This is a genomic window from Nocardia sp., from assembly GCF_025465275.1.
In the GTDB taxonomy this organism is placed as follows: domain Bacteria; phylum Actinomycetota; class Actinomycetes; order Mycobacteriales; family Mycobacteriaceae; genus Nocardia.
In genome coordinates, this window is record NZ_JAODNK010000064.1 from 23,359 (window position 1) to 42,742 (window position 19,384).

14 protein-coding genes are annotated in these 19,384 nt (G+C 65.6%); 7 read left to right on the top strand and 7 right to left on the bottom strand.

Features of this window, described 5'->3' with window-relative positions; translation table 11 throughout:
- Positions 1-63: 63 nt before the first annotated feature.
- Complete coding sequence (locus tag JWN03_RS14695; protein ID WP_297614711.1) at positions 64-3,564, bottom strand: BTAD domain-containing putative transcriptional regulator; 3,501 nt, start codon at positions 3,562-3,564, stop codon at positions 64-66.
- A 264-nt stretch (positions 3,565-3,828) separates the two neighbouring features.
- Between JWN03_RS14695 and JWN03_RS14700 the strand changes: the two genes are divergently transcribed.
- Positions 3,829-4,056, top strand: a complete 228-nt coding sequence (locus tag JWN03_RS14700) for a hypothetical protein (RefSeq protein ID WP_297614713.1) — start codon at positions 3,829-3,831, stop codon at positions 4,054-4,056.
- A gap of 25 nt (positions 4,057-4,081) precedes the next feature.
- On the opposite strand, the gene JWN03_RS14705 is transcribed toward JWN03_RS14700, so the two are convergent.
- The 4 genes from JWN03_RS14705 to glpK (JWN03_RS14720) all read right to left on the bottom strand — a co-directional run bounded on the left by JWN03_RS14705 (position 4,082) and on the right by glpK (JWN03_RS14720) (position 9,890).
- On the bottom strand, positions 4,082-5,506 hold the full coding sequence (locus JWN03_RS14705) for a WGR domain-containing protein (RefSeq protein WP_297614715.1): 1,425 nt from the start codon (positions 5,504-5,506) through the stop codon (positions 4,082-4,084).
- Between the two features lie 63 nt (positions 5,507-5,569).
- Positions 5,570-6,394 carry an MIP/aquaporin family protein gene (locus tag JWN03_RS14710; RefSeq protein WP_297614718.1) on the bottom strand — a complete coding sequence of 275 codons (825 nt, stop codon included), beginning with the start codon at positions 6,392-6,394 and terminating at the stop codon, positions 5,570-5,572.
- A gap of 231 nt (positions 6,395-6,625) precedes the next feature.
- Positions 6,626-8,305 (bottom strand): glycerol-3-phosphate dehydrogenase, encoded by a 1,680-nt coding sequence (gene glpD, locus JWN03_RS14715; RefSeq protein ID WP_297614720.1) that lies wholly within the window; start codon positions 8,303-8,305, stop codon positions 6,626-6,628.
- A gap of 55 nt (positions 8,306-8,360) precedes the next feature.
- Positions 8,361-9,890, bottom strand: a complete 1,530-nt coding sequence (gene glpK / locus JWN03_RS14720; RefSeq protein ID WP_297614722.1) for a glycerol kinase GlpK — start codon at positions 9,888-9,890, stop codon at positions 8,361-8,363.
- A gap of 150 nt (positions 9,891-10,040) precedes the next feature.
- On the opposite strand from glpK (JWN03_RS14720), the gene JWN03_RS14725 reads away from it, so the two are divergent.
- Genes JWN03_RS14725 through JWN03_RS14735 form a run of 3 tightly spaced genes read left to right on the top strand, consistent with a single transcriptional unit; the run spans position 10,041 to position 13,186 of the window.
- Entirely contained in the window at positions 10,041-10,805 is a 765-nt protein-coding gene (locus JWN03_RS14725; RefSeq protein WP_297614724.1) for an IclR family transcriptional regulator, read from the top strand.
- A 22-nt stretch (positions 10,806-10,827) separates the two neighbouring features.
- Positions 10,828-12,342, top strand: coding sequence for a glycerol kinase GlpK (gene glpK / locus JWN03_RS14730; RefSeq protein WP_297614726.1), 1,515 nt, complete (start codon positions 10,828-10,830; stop codon positions 12,340-12,342).
- Positions 12,343-12,352: 10 nt separating this feature from the next.
- Positions 12,353-13,186, top strand: a complete 834-nt coding sequence (locus JWN03_RS14735) for a DUF72 domain-containing protein (protein ID WP_297614728.1) — start codon at positions 12,353-12,355, stop codon at positions 13,184-13,186.
- Between the two features lie 8 nt (positions 13,187-13,194).
- Here JWN03_RS14735 and JWN03_RS14740 read toward each other — a convergent pair whose 3' ends face one another.
- Positions 13,195-13,641 (bottom strand): nitroreductase/quinone reductase family protein, encoded by a 447-nt coding sequence (locus JWN03_RS14740; RefSeq protein WP_297614730.1) that lies wholly within the window; start codon positions 13,639-13,641, stop codon positions 13,195-13,197.
- A gap of 136 nt (positions 13,642-13,777) precedes the next feature.
- The gene (locus JWN03_RS14745; RefSeq protein ID WP_297614732.1) at positions 13,778-14,776 is read right to left on the bottom strand and encodes an acyl-ACP desaturase; all 999 of its coding nucleotides are present in this window, start codon (positions 14,774-14,776) and stop codon (positions 13,778-13,780) included.
- A 304-nt stretch (positions 14,777-15,080) separates the two neighbouring features.
- Here JWN03_RS14745 and JWN03_RS14750 point away from each other — a divergent pair, with 304 nt between their 5' ends.
- The 3 genes from JWN03_RS14750 to JWN03_RS14760 all read left to right on the top strand — a co-directional run bounded on the left by JWN03_RS14750 (position 15,081) and on the right by JWN03_RS14760 (position 19,379).
- Positions 15,081-16,340 carry a KasA/KasB family beta-ketoacyl-ACP synthase gene (locus tag JWN03_RS14750; RefSeq protein ID WP_297614734.1) on the top strand — a complete coding sequence of 420 codons (1,260 nt, stop codon included), beginning with the start codon at positions 15,081-15,083 and terminating at the stop codon, positions 16,338-16,340.
- Positions 16,341-16,460: 120 nt separating this feature from the next.
- A complete protein-coding gene (fadD32, locus tag JWN03_RS14755; protein WP_441342990.1) occupies positions 16,461-18,356 on the top strand; it encodes a long-chain-fatty-acid--AMP ligase FadD32 in 1,896 nt (631 codons plus the stop codon).
- Positions 18,357-18,521: 165 nt separating this feature from the next.
- Complete coding sequence (locus tag JWN03_RS14760) at positions 18,522-19,379, top strand: DUF5995 family protein (RefSeq protein WP_297614736.1); 858 nt, start codon at positions 18,522-18,524, stop codon at positions 19,377-19,379.
- The last annotated feature ends 5 nt before the right edge of the window (positions 19,380-19,384 follow it).

Below are 19,384 nucleotides of genomic sequence, written 5' to 3' on the forward strand. Positions count from 1 at the left end.
CCGCGGGGAAATTCGGTAGGAGCCGGTGGCCATGGTCACTGGCTCCTTACCATTTGCCCGTTGTTATGCCACACGCAGTAGCGAATCTCCAGTTACCGGCAGTTCGGTGCGGATTCGTTCCAGTAGTAGCCGCGCGCGTTCGCGATGTTCCGCCGCGGCAGCACGGTCGCCGAGAGCCTCCGCCAGCTCGGCCAGCACCGCATCCATCGGGCCGAAAGCGGTCGTACCGCTTTCGATGCCGATGACCGTGCCGGAGTGCGGGGCCAAGTATTCGAAGAGTGCGCGAATATCCGCGGTCTCGCCGAGTGCGATCGCGGTACGCGCCCGCATCGCCGACATGAGTACCGGATACATCTCCTCGCGCACCCGGTCCGTCGCCGCGTAGACGGGACGAGCGATGGCCGGCTTCCCCGCGTGCACCAGTGCGAGCGAGTACGCCTGCCCGAAAATGCTCGGCAGCTCCGTGTACATCTCTGCGAGGCGTTCGACGAGCCCCGACAGATCACCGCGCGCCCATCCGATCGCGGTGGCGCAGAACAGTTCCACCTCGGCGACGTTCGTTGCCCCGGACCGCGCTATGCGCCGCCCGAATCGCTCGTAGAGCTGCTCCGACAGATCGATATCCCCGCGCAGTAACTCCATGGTGGCGGCGAGGCAGCTCACCATATCCAGCAGTGGCTGCAGCTGCCCCTCGTCCGCGTATTCCACCGCATCGACGGCTCGCCGCGCCGCTTCCCGCAGATCGGCATGGGCCACCGCCGCCCGATACCCCAGATGCTGTGCCAGCGCCTGATACTCCGCCAGCCCCGCACCTGTGGCCACCTGCTCCAACTCGGCCGCCAGCGCGGCGAACTCGGGCCCGTAGTCGAACTCCAGGTAGGTCGCCGCATTGATTGCCGCACAGCGCAATTCGGGATCACCGAGACTCCGTGCCAGCCGCACCGCCTGCAGCGCCAGCCGCTGCCCGCCCGCGTACTCGTCCAGTCCGGCCTCGAAGGTCGCCGCGATCAGCAGCAGAATCAACGACTCCGGTGACCGGTCCTCGCTCACCCCGTAGGCGTCACCGGGCAGCCACACCAGCTCGCTCTTCGAAAGGGGTTGTCCAACCGCGGTTTCCGCTACTGCGATGGTTGTGCGCAGCCCACCGGGGCTCGCCTCCCGGCCGACATCGAGCGCAGCGCCCGGGACCTGATCGGCCGCAGTGGGCAGCCGATACGGGGCCAGCGCGCGGGCCAGCGCCTGGCGGATGCGGTGATCCGGGGTGCCCCACTCGCGGGCGGCCCAGATCGCGGGGGCGCGCCAGCAGGTGAGCGCACGGATGCGAAGGTTCTCGCCGCCCAGATCCTCGGCGAGCGTGAGGGCGCGGGCGCGCTCGGCGCGGGCCGCACGATGCTGATTGTCGTAGGCGAGCGCGGTGACCAGCGTGCAGCGGGTATCGAGCAGCGCGGTGCGGTCCGCACGGTCGGCGTGGTCAGCGGCATCGCCCGCGAGTTCGTGTAGTTCGACGGCCGCGCGCAGCAGCCGGACGGTCTCACTGCGCATACGGCGGTCCATCCGGCGGCGGGCGGCGGCGCGCACCAATTCGATGGCGGTCCTCGCGGTTTCGGCGCTCGCACCCAGGATGGCGTGCCGGGCCAGTACCTCCGGATCGCGGGCCAGGGCCGGGTAGGCCTCGGCGTGCTCTTCGAGCAGTTCCAGTGCGGCCCAGTGCATTCGGCCGCGCCGCAGCGCCGGAATGCCGAGGTACACCGCATCGCGGATGAGCGCGTGTTCGAAGGCGATGGTGCCGGTGCGCCCGCTGCCGACCAGCCCGGCCGCCTCGGCGGCGGCGATCAGATCGATCAGCGTGTCCTTGGGCAGCCCCGCCGCCAGGCTGAGAATGCCGAGCTCGCTGCCCGCACCCCAGATCGAAATATGCTGCAGCACCGCGGTGACACCGGCGGGCAGCTGTGCGACGCGATTGTCGATCAGGTCCCGGATGGACTCCGGCACCTGCTCCAGGCTGCCGTGCGCGGCGAGTAGTTTGGCCAGCTCCCGGACGAAGAGCGGATTGCCGCCGGTGCGTGCGTGCAGCTGGGCCAGTACGTCGTCACTCAACGTCGGCAGTCCGGCCGCCTGGGCCGTCTGCCGCGTCCCGGCCAGATCCAGGCCGTTCAATTCCAATGCCGCGGCGGTGTACTGGGCGAGTGCGGCCGCCGTATTGTGCACCACCGGACCGGCTTCCGACCGCCGCATGGTGACCAGCACCAGTACGGGTTCCTCACGAAGCCAGTTCACCACCTGGCGCAGCACCTGCAGCGTGGCGGTATCGGCGCGGTGCACATCCTCCAGCAGCAGCGCCACCGGTCCGGAAGCGGCCGCGTTCCTACACGATTGGGCGAGTTTGCGGGAGAGCGTGAAGGCGTCGTCGGCGTCGGTGTCGGGCCCCGGCACCGTCGAAATCGGCGCCGCGGTGGCGGCTTCGAGGCCGCTGTGAATCTCCGACCAGGCCCAGGCCGGGGGCGCGCCGTCGATCTCCGGGCAGTCGCCGGTCGCCACCGTCCAGCCGGTGGTAGTCAGCGCGGCCAGGGCGGTTTCGGCCAGCGTCGTTTTGCCGATGCCGGCCTCACCGGACATCCAGACGAGCCGGAGGCCGCCGCTGCGCGTCGCCGCGGCCAGGGTGAGCAGTTCCGAGAGTTCGGCGGCATAGCCGGTGGCGGAAGGGGTTTCGGCGGGGGTGGTGCTGCCGCCGCTGTGCAGCAGCACCGGCCGATCATCGGCCTCGGCCGCCGGGACCAGCGGTGTCAGATCCGCGGAGTGGGTGAGGATCGCGGTCTCGAGGTGGCGCAGGGCAGGCCCCGGATCGACGCCGAATTCATCGCCCAGGAATTCGCGTGAGCGCCGAATGGTGTTGAGCGCCTCCAATTGCTGGCCGAGCTGATATTGCGCGATCGCGAGCAGCCGGACGAGTTCCTCACGCCCGGGGTGTGCGCCGAACAGCCCCCGCAGCCCGATGACGACCTCGCCCCAGCGGCCGAGTTCGAGTTTGGCCTGGGCATCGAGTTCGATGGCGGTCAGATGCAGATCGTCGAGCCGATGGGCTTCCGGTGCGGCCCATTCGATGTCGGCGAACGCCTCCAGCGCCGGACCGCGCCATTGTGTGAGCATCGCCTCCAGCATGGTGTTGCGCTCGAGCGGAGTCGGCCGGGTTTCGGGATTGCTGATCAGTTCCTGATAGGCGCGCAGTTGTTCTTCGAAGTGCCACGCATCTACGGCATTCTCGGCGATTCGCAGTGCATAACCGGACGATTCGGACACAATGTGCCGGGAGGGCGCGCGCCGCGGCCGATCCGGTTCGAACAACCGCCGCAGATTGTGGATATGTACCTGCAGTACCGAGGAGGCCTTGGACGGAGGATGCCCGGCCCACAGGTCTTCGATCAGGCGTTCAGTGCTCACAGCCTGGCCGTGCGCCACGATCAGGCGGCCGAGGACAGCGCGCTGCATAGGGGTTCCGAGGGGAGCCTCCTGGCCGTCGATGGACATGTACAGGGGCCCGAGCACTCTGATCTCCGGCCCTGCCATCCCGACCCCTCCTCGTAGCAAAAGCAAACTGGACGTTTGCCATAAGAAGAGCACTATCCCTCAAAAAGTCGAAGATGCCAAAAGTTTGCACGATAGTTGTCGAATGGTTACGGATGGTCCGGGAAGTCGGCCTGTTCGCGTGCTAAGGCCAATTGTTCTAATTGCTAACAATATCCCGGTGTGACCTGACCCGGTCGGAAGTGAATTGGAAGAGCCATGGCGGATGCTTTCGGGTGGAAACAAGCCTGAGGAAGGGTGGTTTACATGCTGCACCGATGCGATGTCCCGAATGGGTTCGGCAACACCGGAATCGAGCCCGAGAACGCTGGACTGTATATCGATCGCGATGGCGATATCTGGGAGAAGCAGGACGACGGCTGGCGGCTGCTGCTTCAGCGCGGCGTGGCGGTCGACCCCATGTCCCTCTGGGATTGGACCGAGGGACACGTCCGCGACTACGCGCCGTTCGCAGCCGTGGCCGGAGTGAACTGATACCGGCCTCCGGGCGCGCAGGCCGCTACCGCAGCCGGCGGATGTCGCCGCGCACGCGGTAGAAGCCGCCTCGTGCCGATTCGGCGACCGCGTCGACGACGTAGCGTGCGCCCACTTCGCGAATATCACGGGGAAACTGCACATTCCAGCCGTGTTGATAGCCGGGGGAGACCACGTGCACGCGCAGACCGCCGGCGGCGTTCACGCACTCCACGACAATGCCGTCACCCGCATCGGCCACCGATTCCACTGTGGTACTGGGTATTACGGCAGACATCTCCGGCGCCTTCACCGAGAAGGTCTGCGGCAGCACGCCCTGCTCGGCATTGTGGATGGCGGCCTCGCTCACATCCAGGCAGGCCAGCGCGCCACTGGTGGTGACCAGGTAGAGCTTCTGATCGTGGTACTGCATGGAGTACGCCGACCCGCAGCCGGTGGCCAGCTTCCACAGGCGCTGCCCCGCGGAATCGAAGCAGTAGACCGAAGAGTAGTTGTCGCCCGCGAACACATAGCGCCCGTCAGGTGAAGTGGCACAGGAGAATACGGCCGCATCACACTGATACGTACGCTCGGCCGCACCGCTCTTCGCCACCATCCGCACCTGATTGCGGCTGGTCCCCGCGTACACGGCGCCGGCCTCCTGCCAGCCGAACAGCACCTGACCGCCGGTCGGCGTGAGCCACTGCTTATCGCCGCTGACCAGGTCGTACTTGGTGACACCTTCCGAATGTCCGTGGTACACGCCGTCATTGTCGATGCGCACCATCCACCCGGAATCCCCGCTGCTGCGCCGCGACCACAGCGACTCCTCCTCGTGGTCGATGACGGTCAGCCCGCCCTGCCGGTCGGAGACGCCGAGAATGCCGTCGTGGATATCGAGCCAGTAGATATCGACATTGGCGGCAATATCGTAGGCCGCCCGCGGCACCTTGCCGGACAGGTCGTACACCCGCCCGTCATCGCATCCGGCATAGATCCAGAAGTCATCGGCCACAATGCATTTAACCGCATCCGGCAGCCGGAATCGGCCGTTCACCGCGCCCTCGGGCGTCAGCGTGAACACATCGCCGTTCTCATTGCCCACCCAGCAGCGGTTCTCTTCGACGAAGATCCCGAACGCCGCCGCGCCGGAGTCGAAAGTCCACAGCACCGGAGCCGATTTCGCGGTCGAGCGCTGTGAGACGATGGCCCGTCGGGTCACCGGCCGCTTACCCCGTACGCCCTTGACGGCGGGCGCATAGCCCTTGCGCACCTTCGCGCCGACCTTCTTCGCGGCCGCGGCCCGCGCTTTGTCCACCGTGGCAAAGGAACTCACCTGGGTTGCCCCGGACTCGCCGATGCGCCCGTAGCGAATGGTCACCTGCGTTTCGGCAACGACGACCTCATAGAACTTGTGTGCCGAACCGCTGTCTTCCGACAGTTCGAGATAGGTGGTTTCCCCGATGGTCATGCGCCCCGCTCCAAGCTTCGATCAACGTTTTACGCTGCGAAAGCTAGCAAGGCGCACCGACATTCAGAGGTAGAGGTGCGCCACCAGTCCGGCGAGCGCGCCGCCGACCAGCGGTCCGAGCACCGGGACCCAGGCGTAGGCCCAGTCGGCGTTCTTGTGCTGCGATCCCTTGTGCGCGGGCAGCTCCTCGGGGATGCGCTGCGCGGATCCGCCGCCGAGATCGGCCGGGACCCGCTCCGGCAGCACATTCGCGGCGCGGCCGGTCGGCAGCAGGGCGTAGGCGATGCGGGGTCCGAGGTCGCGGGCCGGGTTGATGGCGTATCCGGTGGGGCCGCCCAGTGAGGCGCCGATGCCGACGACCAGCAGCGCCGCGGCCAGCGGTCCCAATCCACTCGGGGTGTGCCCGAAGGCCAGGATCACGAATACCAGCGCGAACGTGGCGATGACTTCGGTGAGGAAGTTCCACTTGTAGGAGCGGATCGCGGGCCCGGTGGCGAAGACCGCCAGCTTCTTGGCCTCGTCGGTTTCCTCGTCGAAGTGCCGCTTGTAGGCCGCGAAGGCGGCGTACGCACCCAGGAAGGCGCCGAGCAGCTGTCCGGTGAGATAGGCGACGGTATTGGTGAAGTTCACCGGCACCCCGGGCGCGTACTCGTCGGCGCCGGAGAACAGATTGCCGATGGTGACAGCAGGATTGAGGTGCCCGCCGGTCTTGTAGGCGACATAGACGCCCGCGAAGACGCCGAGACCCCAGCCGAAGCTGATCAGCAACCAGCCTCCGTCGAAGCCCTTCGACTTTGCTAGCAATACGTTGGCAACGACACCTGCGCCGAGCAGGATGAGCACACCCGTGCCCAGTGCCTCGCTGATGAAAATCGTGCTGAAGCCCATTGATGCGCCTCCCGATCGGCGTCGCGACAGTGCGGACGAAGGTGGGTAGAAGCCGAATCGGACCTTACGGTCTTTTGTTCAGCAAATCTTTAGACACACGCTACGACGACCGGGATGCCCCGCACAAGCCGCGAATTTCCGGCCGAATCCGGAGGCGGGCGTGCGGATGCGCCACGCCGGAATTGCTTCCGGCGCGGCGCTATTCAGTACTGGAATTCCGCCGAAAAAGGCTCAGCTGACCGCGAGCAGGCGGGCCGCATTGGCCGCCTCGTCGTCATCGGCCGCATTGGCCGCGAGTTCGGCATGCACGCGGTCGAAGTACTGATTGATCTCGGCATTGGTGCGCTCGGCATCCCAGCCCAGATGCGGGGCGATGAGCCGCGCGATCTCGGGAGCCGCCTTCAGGCCGCGGTCCGGCACCTCGATGGAGATGCGGGTGCGGCGGGTGAGGACATCGTCCAGGTGCAGCGCACCCTCGTGGGTGGCGGCGTACACGGCCTCGGCGGCAATGTAGTCCTCGGCGCCCGGAATCGGCTGGTGCAGTGCGGGAACCGCCGCGATCAGATCGAACAGGCTCTCGGTGAGCGAACCGTACCGGCCGAGCAGGTGCTCGACGGTCTCGATCGGCAGCTCGGCGCGTAGTGCGACGCCGCGCACATCGTCCAGCATGTCCTGGTAGCCGACCGCACCCAGCAGCGGCAGGCTCTCGGTCACCGACGACGGCGCGTCACTGCCGAGTCGCGCGGCGGCGGCATCGACCACATCGGCGGCCATCACCCGGTAGGTGGTGTACTTGCCGCCCGCGATGACGAACAGGCCGGGCGCCGGCTCGGCGACCGCGTGCTCACGCGAGAGCTTCGAGGTCTCCTTCGAGGCGCCGGTCATGAGCGGCCGCAGCCCCGCATAGGTGCCGACGATATCGGCGCGCGTAATCGGTTCGCGCAGCAGCGAATTGAGGTGGTCGAGAATGTACTGCACATCCGCGGCGCTGGCGGTCGGGTGGTTCTTGTCCAGCGACCATTCGGTATCGGTGGTGCCGATGATCCAGTGCTCGGCCCACGGAATCACGAACAGCACGGACTTCTCGGTGCGCATGATCAGGCCGGTGTTCATATTCAGCCGCTCACGCGGCACCATGATGTGCACGCCCTTCGACATACGCACGTGGAACGGGAATTCAACGCCGGTCATCTTGATCATGTCATCGGTCCACACGCCGGTGGCGCTGATGACGGTGCGGGCCCGAATGGTGTGCTCCAGACCGGTTTCCAGGTCCAGTACCTGCGCGCCGACCACCTGCTCGCCGTCGCGCAGCAGCCCGGTCACCTTGGTGCGGGTGAGCACGGTCGCGCCGTGCTGGACGGCGGTGCGGGCCAGCATCATGGTGTGCCGGGCATCGTCGACCTGTGCGTCGTAGTAGCGGATGGCGCCGGTCATGGCGTCTTCCTTCAGCGCCGGAGCCAATTCCAGTGCGCTGGTGCGGGTCAGGTGCCGGTGCATGGGCACCGCGCGCGCCCCGCCGAGGGTGTCGTACAACGCCACGCCCGCACCGATGTACGCGCGCTCCCACACCCGATGCTGCAGCGGGAACAGGAAGGACACCGGATGCACCAGGTGCGGGGCGATCTTGTTCAGCAGCAGCCCGCGCTCCTTCAAAGCCTCACGGACCAAAGCGAAGTCGAGCTGCTCCAGGTAGCGCAGGCCACCGTGGATGAGTTTGGAGGAACGGCTGGAGGTACCGGCCGCGAAGTCGCGGGCCTCGACCAGGGTGACGGACAGGCCGCGCGCGGCGGCATCGAGCGCGGCGCCGGCGCCGGTCACGCCGCCACCGATGACCAGGACATCGATCTCGGTGTCGCCGAGCGAATCGATCGCCCGGGTGCGGTAGGCAGGATCCAATTGTGCGGACACGAAATGCTCCTTGTTATCGGTACTCACTTCAAAAGGCCCAGTTCAGTCATCGGGGTCAGTCCTCGTCGTCGTCGATATCGACCCAGTCGAGAGTTCGCGAGACGGCCTTGAGCCAGCGGGTGTACCCGCGCTCGCGCTTCTCCTCCGACCACGTGGGCTGCCAGCGCTTGTCCTCGTGCCAGTTGGCGACGAGTTCGTCTGTGTTGTTCCAGAATCCGGTGGCCAGGCCCGCGGCATAGGCGGCGCCGAGCGCAGTGGTCTCCGGGACCATCGGCCGTGACACCGGAACGCCGAGGAAATCGGCCTGGATCTGCATGGCAAGTTCATTGGCGGTGACGCCGCCGTCCACCCGCAGGACCTCCAGCTTCACACCGGAGTCGCGCTGCATGGCCTCGACCACGTCCCGCGTCTGGTAGCAGATGGATTCCAGTGTGGCCCTGGCCAAGTGGGCATTATTGCTGTAGCGGGACAAGCCGAGCACGGCGCCGCGCGCATCGGGCCGCCAGTACGGCGCGAAGAGTCCCGAGAAGGCGGGCACGAAGTACACGCCGCCGGTATCGCTGACCTGGCTCGCCAGTCGCTCGATTTGCGAAGCGCCGGAAATGATTCCGAGCTGATCGCGCAGCCACTGCACGGCCGATCCGGTGACGGCGATCGAACCCTCGAGCGCGTACACCGGCTTCTCGTCGCCGAACTGGTAGGCGACGGTGGTCAACAGGCCGTGCTTGGAGTGCACAATCTCTGTACCGGTATTCAGCATCAGGAAATTCCCTGTGCCGTAAGTGTTTTTGGCCTCACCGGGCCGGAAGCACACCTGCCCGACGGTGGCGGCCTGCTGGTCGCCGAGCACACCGGCAATGCGCACGGAGCCCTTGAACGGGCCGTCCGGATTGGTGGTGCCGAACCCGGCCGGATTGGACGAGGGCGCAATGGCCGGCAGCATGGCCCGCGGAATTCCGAAGACCGCCAGCAATTCCTCGTCCCAGTCCAGGGTTTCGAGGTCCATGAGCATGGTCCGCGAGGCATTGGTCGGATCGGTGATGTGCACGCCGTCGCGCACGCCGCCGGTGAGATTCCAGATCAACCAGGAGTCGGGGGTGCCGAACAGCGCATCGCCGCGCTCGGCGTCTTCCCTTACGCCGGGGACGTTTTCGAGAATCCACTGCAGCTTGCCGCCGGAGAAGTACGGCGCGGGGGGCAGTCCGGCCTTGCGCCGAATCAGATCGCCGTGCCCGGCCTTGTTCAGGTCCGAGATAATGCGATCGGTGCGGGTGTCCTGCCAGACGATGGCGTTGTAATAGGGGCGTCCGGTGCGGCGGTTCCACACAATGGTGGTCTCGCGCTGATTGGTGACGCCGACGGCGGTGAGATCGCTCGCCGTGAGATTCGCGCCCGCGAGAGCGCTCTTGATCACTGTCCGGGTGCGTTCCCAGATCTCGTCCGGATTGTGTTCCACCCAGCCGGCCTGCGGCATGATCTGCTCATGTTCGAGCTGATGGCGGGCAACCACATTGCCGCCGTGATCGAACACCATGAATCGCGTGGAAGTCGTGCCTTGGTCGATGGCTCCGACGTACTGCGTCATCGCGGTCCTTTCCGGAAACTCGTCATTGAGTCCGTTTGCGCTGGTAAGCACGGTCGCCGCCGGGCCCGACGTCAACGCTACGAACTGCGGGCGTTCCTTGACAGGTCAGCCGTTCGACAATGCCGAACGGTTTGCTGATAGGTTACGGACATGCCGGGTCCGATTCAGTCGATCGAGCGTGCGGCGGCCATGCTGCGCTTGCTCGCGCGCGGCTCCGGGCGGATGGGCGTGGGGGAGATCGCGGCGGCGCTGGGCCTGGCCAAACCGACCGCGCACGGCATCCTCAAGACGCTGCAGGGCGTGGGTTTCGTCGACCAGGACCCGATCAGCGGCAAGTACCACTTGGGCTCGGCGCTGGGGGCACTGGGCGCGGGCTACATCGACACCAATGAGCTGCGGTCCCGGGCCATCAACCGGGCCGACGCTCTCGCGGCGCGCAGCGGGGAATCCGTGCGCATCGCCGCACCGGTGCACGGTGCGGTGACGGTGATCCATCACGTCTTCCGGCCGGACAACACCGCACAGGCGCTGGATGTGGGAGAAGTATTGCCGCCGTACGCGACCGCGCTCGGCAAGGTGCTGCTCGCCTACGACGCCGAACTCGCGGCGACCGTCAAGGACGGCGACCTCCCCGCCCTTACGCACCGAACCATTGTCGATAGACCAGCGCTCGGCCGAGCGCTGACCGAGGTCCGACGCACCGGCTGGGCCGGCGAGGTAGGGGAGTACCGCTCGGGCGAGGCCGGTATCGCCGCGCCGATCCGGGCTCGCGGCGGCCTGGTGGTGGGCGCCCTCGGCATCACCGGTCTCATCGAGCATCTGTGTGACGGCCAACTCCGGCTCCGCCCGGCGCTTGTCGGCCAGGTGCGCGATGCTGCAGGGGCAGTGTCACGGGATCTCGGTGTTGCGCAATGACTCAGGACGGGAGCGGGCGCGCATGACACAACGGTATGTGCTGGCGATCGATCAGGGCACCACCTCCACCCGCTGCATCCTGTTCGATCAACGCGCTCGCCTGGTCGGAGTCGCGCAGCGCGAACACCGCCAGCACTATCCGCATCCCGGCTGGGTGGAGCAGGACGCCCTGGAGATCTGGCGCACCGTCGAGAAGATTGTCCCTGCGGCACTGCGTGATTCGGCCATCACCGTCGATCAGGTGGCGGCGGTCGGCATTGCCAACCAGCGCGAGACCACCGTGGTGTGGGATCGCCGCACCGGCACTCCCATCGGGCGCGCCATCGTCTGGCAGGACGTGCGCACCGAGGAACTGGTCGAGCGGCTCCGGGAATCCCCAGGCGCGGAACGCATTCGAGAACTCTGCGGCCTCCCGCTGGCCACCTACTTCGCTGCGCCCCGGCTGCGCTGGCTGCTCGACTCCGTCCCCGGCCTGCGCGAGCGCGCCGAACGCGGCGAAGTCCTGTTCGGCACCATGGAAACCTGGCTCATCTGGAATCTCACCGGCGGCGCGGACCACGGCGAGCACGTCACCGATGTGACGAATGCCGGTCGCACGCTGCTGATGAACCTCGCCACCCTGGCCTGGGACGACGAACTGCTGCGTTTCTTCGGTATTCCGAAGGCCATGCTCCCACGCATCGAACCGTCGACCGGTGAATTCGGAGTCGCACGCCGGGTGGTCCCCGGCGTACGCATCGCCGCCGCCCTCGGTGATCAGCACGCCGCACTGTTCGGCCAGACCTGCTTCGCGCCCGGCGAGACCGAATGCACCTATGGCACAGGCGGTTTCCTGCTCATGAACACCGGCCGGGAACTGGTCCGCTCCCAGCACGGCCTGCTCACCACCATCGGCTACCAGGTCGGCCCCGACCCGGTGTACGCCCTCGAAGGCCCGATCGCCGTCACCGGTTCACTGGTGCAGTGGTTGCGCGACAATATCGGCCTGATCGCCAGCGCCCCCGAGATCGAAACCCTCGCGGGCACAGTCGAAGACAATGGCGGCTGCTACCTGGTTCCCGCCTTCTCCGGTCTGTACGCCCCGCACTGGCGCAGTGATGCCCGCGGCCTCCTCATCGGCCTCACGTCGTATATCACCAAGGGCCACATAGCCCGAGCCGTACTGGAGGCCACCGCCTGGCAGACCCGCGATGTGGTCGAGGCCATGAACGCCGACGCCGGACTGCGCGCGGATGCCCTCCGCGTAGCAGGTGGGATGACCTCCGACAACCTGCTCATGCAGATCGTCGCGGACGTTCTCGACATTCCGGTCATGCGGCCCATAGTCGCCGAAACCGTATCCCTAGGAGCGGCCTACGCGGCAGGCCTGGCGGTCGGTTATTGGCCGGATCTCGAAGGCCTGCGCCACAACTGGCGGGTAGCGGCCCAATGGGTACCGCGGATGGATCCCACCCTGCGGGAAGAGGAGTACGACAACTGGAAGCGCGCGGTGGAGCTTACCTACGGTTGGCTGCGCCCAAAGAAGCCCTTGACCTAACGTGTCAGATATGCGGTTGTACGTGGGATGCGCAATGTGGACTCACCCGGAGTGGCAGGAGCGCCCATTGCCCCCGGCAAAACGCCTGCGCACCTACTCCTCCTGGTGCAATGCGGTGGAAGGCAATACGACCTTCTACGCCACACCACAACGCCGCACTGTGGAATCCTGGGCCCGCCAAACCGATCCGGACTTCCGCTTCGTAATGAAGTTGCCCCGCACCGTCACTCACGAGCGCCGCCTCGCAGGCATCGACAATGACATGAACGCCTTCCTCGATGCCGTCGAACCGCTCGGCCGCCGCCTGCACGCCCTGTGGATCCAACTCCCCGGTTCCTTCACCGATCTGGCCGCACTGGCCAACCTCCTGGAGGCCCTCCCGCCGCACTACCGGGCGGCAGTGGAGGTCCGGCACCCGGCATTCTTCGAAAACCCCCGAGCCATAGCTCAATTGGAGGCGGTACTGGAGAATGCGGGCGCCGAATGGATCCCCTTCGACACCACCACCCTCTTCTCCGTCCCCGCCGCCAGCGCGGCCGAACTCGAAGCCCAATCCAAGAAGCCCCGCCTGCCGCGCCGCACCCGAGCCCTCACCGAGTACCCGATAGTCCGCTACCACGGCACCGACGACACCGACCGCACCGTCGCAGGCTGGGAGCCATGGGTCGAGCAGACCCTCGAATGGCTCCGAGAAGGCCGCTCTCCCACCGTCTTCATCCACACCCCCGACAATGCCGGAGCCCGCACCCTGGCCCGCCGCTTCCACACCGAAGTCCGTACCCACCTCCCCGAACTGGAGCCCCTCCCGGACCCCATCCCCACCGACCCGATGACGCTGTTCTGACAGCCGGCCTAGAGCGCGATCCGGACCACCGTGGTGATTTCGGCAGCGGCCCGAATGTCCTCGGGCTTCGGCTGTCCCGCAGCGTCACGGCCGACCCCGTAGTACTTGGAGTCCGAGGGAGTGGCCTGGAGGAACGAGGTCAGGCTCTCCGTCACGACAGCGCGATCCTTGACGACAGTGGCGGTTCCGGAGACCGTCTGTCCTCCGATCAGCAGGTCGACCGGAGCGCCTCCGCGGAGATTGATCCACCACTTGCTGTCGGTATAGCAGGTAACGAGATCTCCGTCCCGCACGTATCTGACCACCGCTGTGTACTGTTTGCCGGTCTTACGGCCGGTGAAGGTCAGGAGCATGGTGTTACGACTCATGATTCGGTGTAGGGGTGACCGCAATATGCGCTTCACCACCCAGTTCACGTAGCTGGGAACGGTGGGAGGGGCGGATGTAGTGGTCATGGATCCCCCTGGATCGTGTTGTGGCACAGACCTTCACGATCGACTCTACGGGGACGTGCCGAATTTGGTTCTTTGTCCTCGAACGAAAAGCGTCACACCGGAGGTATCCCGATGTGACGCTGTCCCGCAGCAACTCTCAGCTGATCAATGCACCTTCGCGCTCGGCCCGCAATGCATCCCGGGCAAGTGATCGATCGCGCTGGTCTTCGAACTTGACCACATCCCCGCGCAATTTGTCGAGAAACTCCCCGAGCTCATTTCGCAATTGATCCCCACGCGGTCCGAAGTCGGTGCGCTCGAAGATATTCCACTTCTTCAGCACGGGCAGCAGTACTTCTTCCAGATGTTGGCGAAGATCGTAGATGCCGTGCTTGGCGATGATCACGCCATTGCGCCGGAAGTTGGGCATGCCGGCGCCCGGCATCTGGAATTCCCGGATGATGTGGGTGATGGCTTCCATGGCCTGGTCGGGGGACACGTCCAGGGCTGCCGCGCAGATATTGCGGTAGAAGATCATGTGCAGGTTCTCGTCTGCGGCGATGCGCTGCAGCATCCTGTCCGCTATGGGGTCATTGCACACTTTGCCGGTATTGCGATGCGAAACGCGCGTCGCTAATTCTTGAAATGTGACGTATGCGACAGACACCATAAATCCACAATCCGAGGGGATTGCCTTGGTGCCGATGCGTTTCTGTGCTAGCTGAGTCGCGTTGTAGCCATTGGTCATATGGATCATCCGGGCCTGTTCCAGGGCCTCCGGATCGACCCCTCGGGTCACCACGAGGTAGTCCCGGAGCACGATGCCGTGCCGGTTCTCCTCGGCCGTCCAGCGACCCACCCAGGTGCCCCACGGACCGTCCTGGGAGAAGTTGTCGGAGATCTCGCGATGGTAGCTGGGGAGGTTGTCCTCGGTCAGCAAATTGGTGATCATTGCAGCCTTGGCAACCTCGCTGAGCTGGGACTGAGCGGGATCCCAGTCGGCACCGCCCATTGCTGTGAAGTTGCGACCTGCATCCCACGGTACGTAGTCGTGGGGATGCCAGGCTTTGGCCATCGATAGATGCCTATTAACATTCGCTTCGGCAATCGGCTCCAGCTCGATCAGCAACTCGAGCTGCGTCAGATTCCTGGCCACGATCGTGTGCCTCCCTCAAAATGGCTCGGCGCTGCGGAATGATGGCAGTGGAAAGCGCTTGAGATTCGGCGATAACCGCCGCGGCGAAGGGGCCGCCGGGAAGAGATCCGGGGGTGCCCGCGTGTCGCGCAAGGAGACTGGTCGGCTTCGCCTCGGCTAATCTAGCCCAGTTCGCCGGAAATTGGCTTCATCCCCGCCGAAGTGTTCACCAGCGGGGTGCGTTCTCTAGTTGCATACCAGTCCTTGACAGCCCATGCGGATCGAATCTGGTTCGCCGGAGCATTGCTACGGAGAGTGAACGATCATGCAGACGAGCCACGCCTCCCCGGCCCAGCGCCGGAAGTTCCCGAACGTCGTTGTCACCGCACTGGCGGCGACCACCTCGATCGCCGGTGATGTCGATTCGACCTGGAAGGGACTACTCAACGGCGAGAGCGGGATCGACGTCCTAGAGGATAGTTTTCTCGACGACTTCGGTCTGCCGGTGCGTATCGGCGGGCATCTGAAGGTCTGCCCGACTTCCGTTCTCGAGCGTGAAGAGGTTCGGCGGACATCCTACGTCGAGCAGATGGCACTGGTGCTCGGGCGTGAGGTGTGGCGCAATGCCGGCAGCCCGGAGGTGGACGGCGATCGCCTCGGCGTCTCCATCGGCACCGGTCTGGGCGGCGCGGAAATGCTGATCATCGCTCGCGACAAGCTCTCCAGCGGCGGCTACCGCAAGGTCTCGCCGCTGACCGTGCAGACCATCATGCCGAACGGCCCGGCGGCGGTCGTCGGAGTGGAGATGGGCGCGAGGGCCGGTGTGACAACGCCTGTTTCGGCCTGTTCGTCCGGTTCCGAGGCGATCGCCAACGCGTGGCAGCGGATCATCATGGGCGATGCCGACATCATGATCACCGGCGGCGTGGAGGGTTCCATCCAGGCCCTGCCCATTGCCGGATTCTCCATGATGCGCGCCATGAGCACGCGCAATCACGATCCCAAGGCGGCCTCCCGTCCGTTCGACAAGGACCGGGACGGTTTCGTTTTCGGTGAGGCGGGCGCGCTCATGGTCATCGAGACCGAGGAGCACGCCTTGGCGCGCGGCGCCACCATCCACGCCCGAATCATGGGCGCGGGCATCACATCCGACGGTTTCCACCTGGTCGCCCCCGACCCGGCGGGCACCGGCGCCGCCCGCGCGATGATGCGCGCGATGGAACATGCCGGAATCTCGAAATCCGATGTCTCCCATATCAATGCACATGCCACCGCCACGCCGATCGGCGATTCGGCGGAGGCGAACGCGATCTATCAGGCCGTCGGAAACCATGCCGCGGTCTACGCTCCCAAGTCCGCACTGGGGCATTCCATCGGTGCGGTCGGCGCGCTCGAATCGGTCCTCACCGTGTTGAGCGTGCGTGACGGAATCATCCCGCCCACTCTGAATTTGGACAATCTGGACCCGGAGATCGACCTCGATGTGGTGTGCGGGCAAGCGCGTAGCGGTAGCTACGAGTACGCCCTGAACAACTCGTTCGGGTTCGGTGGGCACAACGTTGCCTTGGCCTTTGGCCGGTACTGAGTGACGAGGATCATGTCACCTGCTAGTCTTCCCCAGCCCCAGCTACTTCTCGGGCTTCGGAGTCGATTCTTGTTCGGTGTCACTGCACAGTCATAGCTGTGAGTTGAAAAAGGATAGGGAATGATCGGCGAGACCTTTGATGACTATCTGGACGAGCGCGGCAATATCAAGATCCCCAGCAACCAGACCATGATCGACCTGGTCGACAAGCACTCTGCGGCGCAAGGGGATGAGCTCGCCTACCGTTATGTCGACTATTCGCGGGAACGCGATGGTGAGTACTTCGAGCTGACCTGGAACGAGTTCGGCGTCCGGCTGCGTGCGGTGGCCGCCAGGCTGCAGCAGGTCACGCAGCCTGGCGATCGGGTGGCAATCCTTGCGCCGCAAGGACTCGACTACATCGTCGCCATGTATGCGGCGGTCTACGCAGGCGCCATCGCCGTACCGCTCTTCGATCCGGACGAGCAGGGTCACTCCGACCGATTGCACGCGGTGCTCGACGACTGTAAGCCCGCGGCCATCCTCACGGTCGGTGCGTCCGCGCCCGGAGTGCGGGAGATCTTCCGGGGCCTGCCCGCGCCGAAACGGCCGCGAATCATTGCGGTGGAAGCGATTCCGGACTCCGTGGGCGAGACCTGGGTGCGCCCGGACATCAATATCGACAGCGTGGCCTACCTGCAGTACACGTCGGGTTCGACGCGTACGCCCGCGGGCGTGGAGATCACCCACCGGGCCGTCGGCACCAACCTGCTGCAGGTGATCAATACGATCGGTATTACTGAAAAAGCACGTGGCGTCACCTGGCTACCGCTGTTCCACGATATGGGCCTGCTGACGGTCATCCTGCCGACCATCGGCGGCAAGTTCATCACCATCATGTCGCCCAGCGCCTTCGTGCGCCGTCCCTACCGCTGGATCAAGGAGCTGGCCGCACAGGCGGACGGTGCCGAGATCTTCGCGGCCGCACCGAATTTCGCCTTCGAGCATGCGGCGGCCCGCGGCCTCCCCAAGCCGGGGGAGGAGCTCGACCTGTCCAATGTGATCGGCCTGATCAACGGCAGCGAGCCGGTATCGGTGACGTCGATGAAGAAGTTCAACGACGCCTTCGAGCCGTACGGTCTGCCGAAGACCGCGATCAAGCCCTGCTACGGCATGGCGGAGGCGACGTTGTTCGTCTCGGCTACCCGGCGCGAGGACGAGGCCCGCGTCGTCTATGTCGACCGCAACGAACTCAATGCCGGGCGCATGACCGAGGTGAACCCGGACGCGGATAATGCTGTGTCCCAGGTGTCCTGCGGTTATGTGGCGCTCTCGCAGTGGGCGGTGATCGCCGATTCGGATACCCATGCCGAGAAGCCCGAAGGGCAGGTCGGTGAGATCTGGCTGCACGGCAAGAATATGGGCATCGGTTACTGGGGCCGCCCCGAAGAATCCGAGGCGACCTTCCGCAACCGGCTTGTCACCCGGCAGTCGCCGGTCAGCCATGCCCAGGGCGCGGACGACGACGCGGACTGGATGCGCACCGGCGATTTCGGCGCGTACCTGGACGGCGAGCTCTACATCACCGGCCGCGTCAAGGATTTGGTGATCGTGGACGGGCGCAATCACTATCCGCAGGATCTGGAGTTCTCCGCACAGGAGTCCAGTACCGCGCTGCGCCCGGGTTTTGTTGCGGCCTTCTCGGTTTCGGCGAATCAGCTGCCCGTCGATGTAATCAATCAGAACGGTGCGACTGTCGCCCCCGATCCCGGCAATACCGCCGAGCAATTGGTGATAGTGGCCGAACGTGGCACGGGCGCAGCGAAACTCGACCCGGTGCCTATTGCCGAGTCGGTGCGCGTCGCCATTGCCAAGCGGCACGGCGTGACGGTGCGCGATCTGCTGCTGGTTCCCGCAGGTTCCATTCCGCGCACCTCCAGCGGGAAGATCGCCCGCCGCGCCTGTAAGGCGGCATATGTGGAGGGCACGCTGCGCGGTGGTTACCGGCAGCAGGCATTTCCGGATGTAGGGGAGTAAGTACTGTCGATCTACGGCCCGCGTGCACGCACGCGGGCCGTTTTCATGCCCAGGGCCTGCGGTGTGCTAAGGGGCCCTGACATGCGGCGCGTAACCGGTAGAGAGTCAGACCGGTCCGTACACTTTCTCGCCGTGTGGACTTCTGCCCGATTCGGGCTATTTCTCGTGACAACCACTGCCGTACTGACGCTTTCCGGAACCCCGGTATCCGGGGCGACGGAGGTCCCGTCGGCCTTCTGTGGAACGGACCTGTCCGCCGATGAGCTGGCGACCATCGCCCAGCTCTCCGATACCTCCGACCTGACCGGTGATGCCTTGCAGCGGTTGGACACCGCGGTCGCGCGCAATCACGAGATCACCGAAATCCTGGTGGCGCACCGGGATCGCCGGGCGCTGTTCGGCATTGGCCTCGACGGAGTCGAAGAGGAAGCGGTCATGCCGCTGCAGCACAATCCGGCGGCCTTCCAGAACACCGAATACGCACCTGCCATCAGCCTCGAGCTACTGAGCCGCTACCTCAACAATCTGCATGCCGAATTCACCGGTGGCGCAGTCGAACCGCACTGGGCGCGGTACTTCACCCAGGCGGCGCAGTGCGAGCTGTCGGGCGCGCGGGTGGCGATGACGGGCTACGACGCACACCTCGTGGTCGACCTCGCCTATTCGATCGCCGCGGTCGGCTCGAAGCCGGAGAACGCTCCCGACTACTTCAAGATCGTGGCGTCCATCGCGGGTGCGGGCGATGTCATCATCGACCGGACCAAGCAGGTCTACAACGCCGATCTCGGCCCACTGTGGCGGTTCTACTTCTTCGGCGAAGGCCTGGACCTGCTCGTCGGCAAGGGCGTCGCGACGAAGCCGCTGCTGGTGGCCGCCGACGTCGGGGCGAATGTGGTGATCTACGGAAATGGCCTGGCACTGGAAGATCCGGCCCTGCACGATGCGACGGCCGTCGAGGTCAAGGCCCTCTCGGATGCCGCCGATGTAGCCTTCGAGGTGCTCGCCGACGTACACGCCCTCTGAACTGA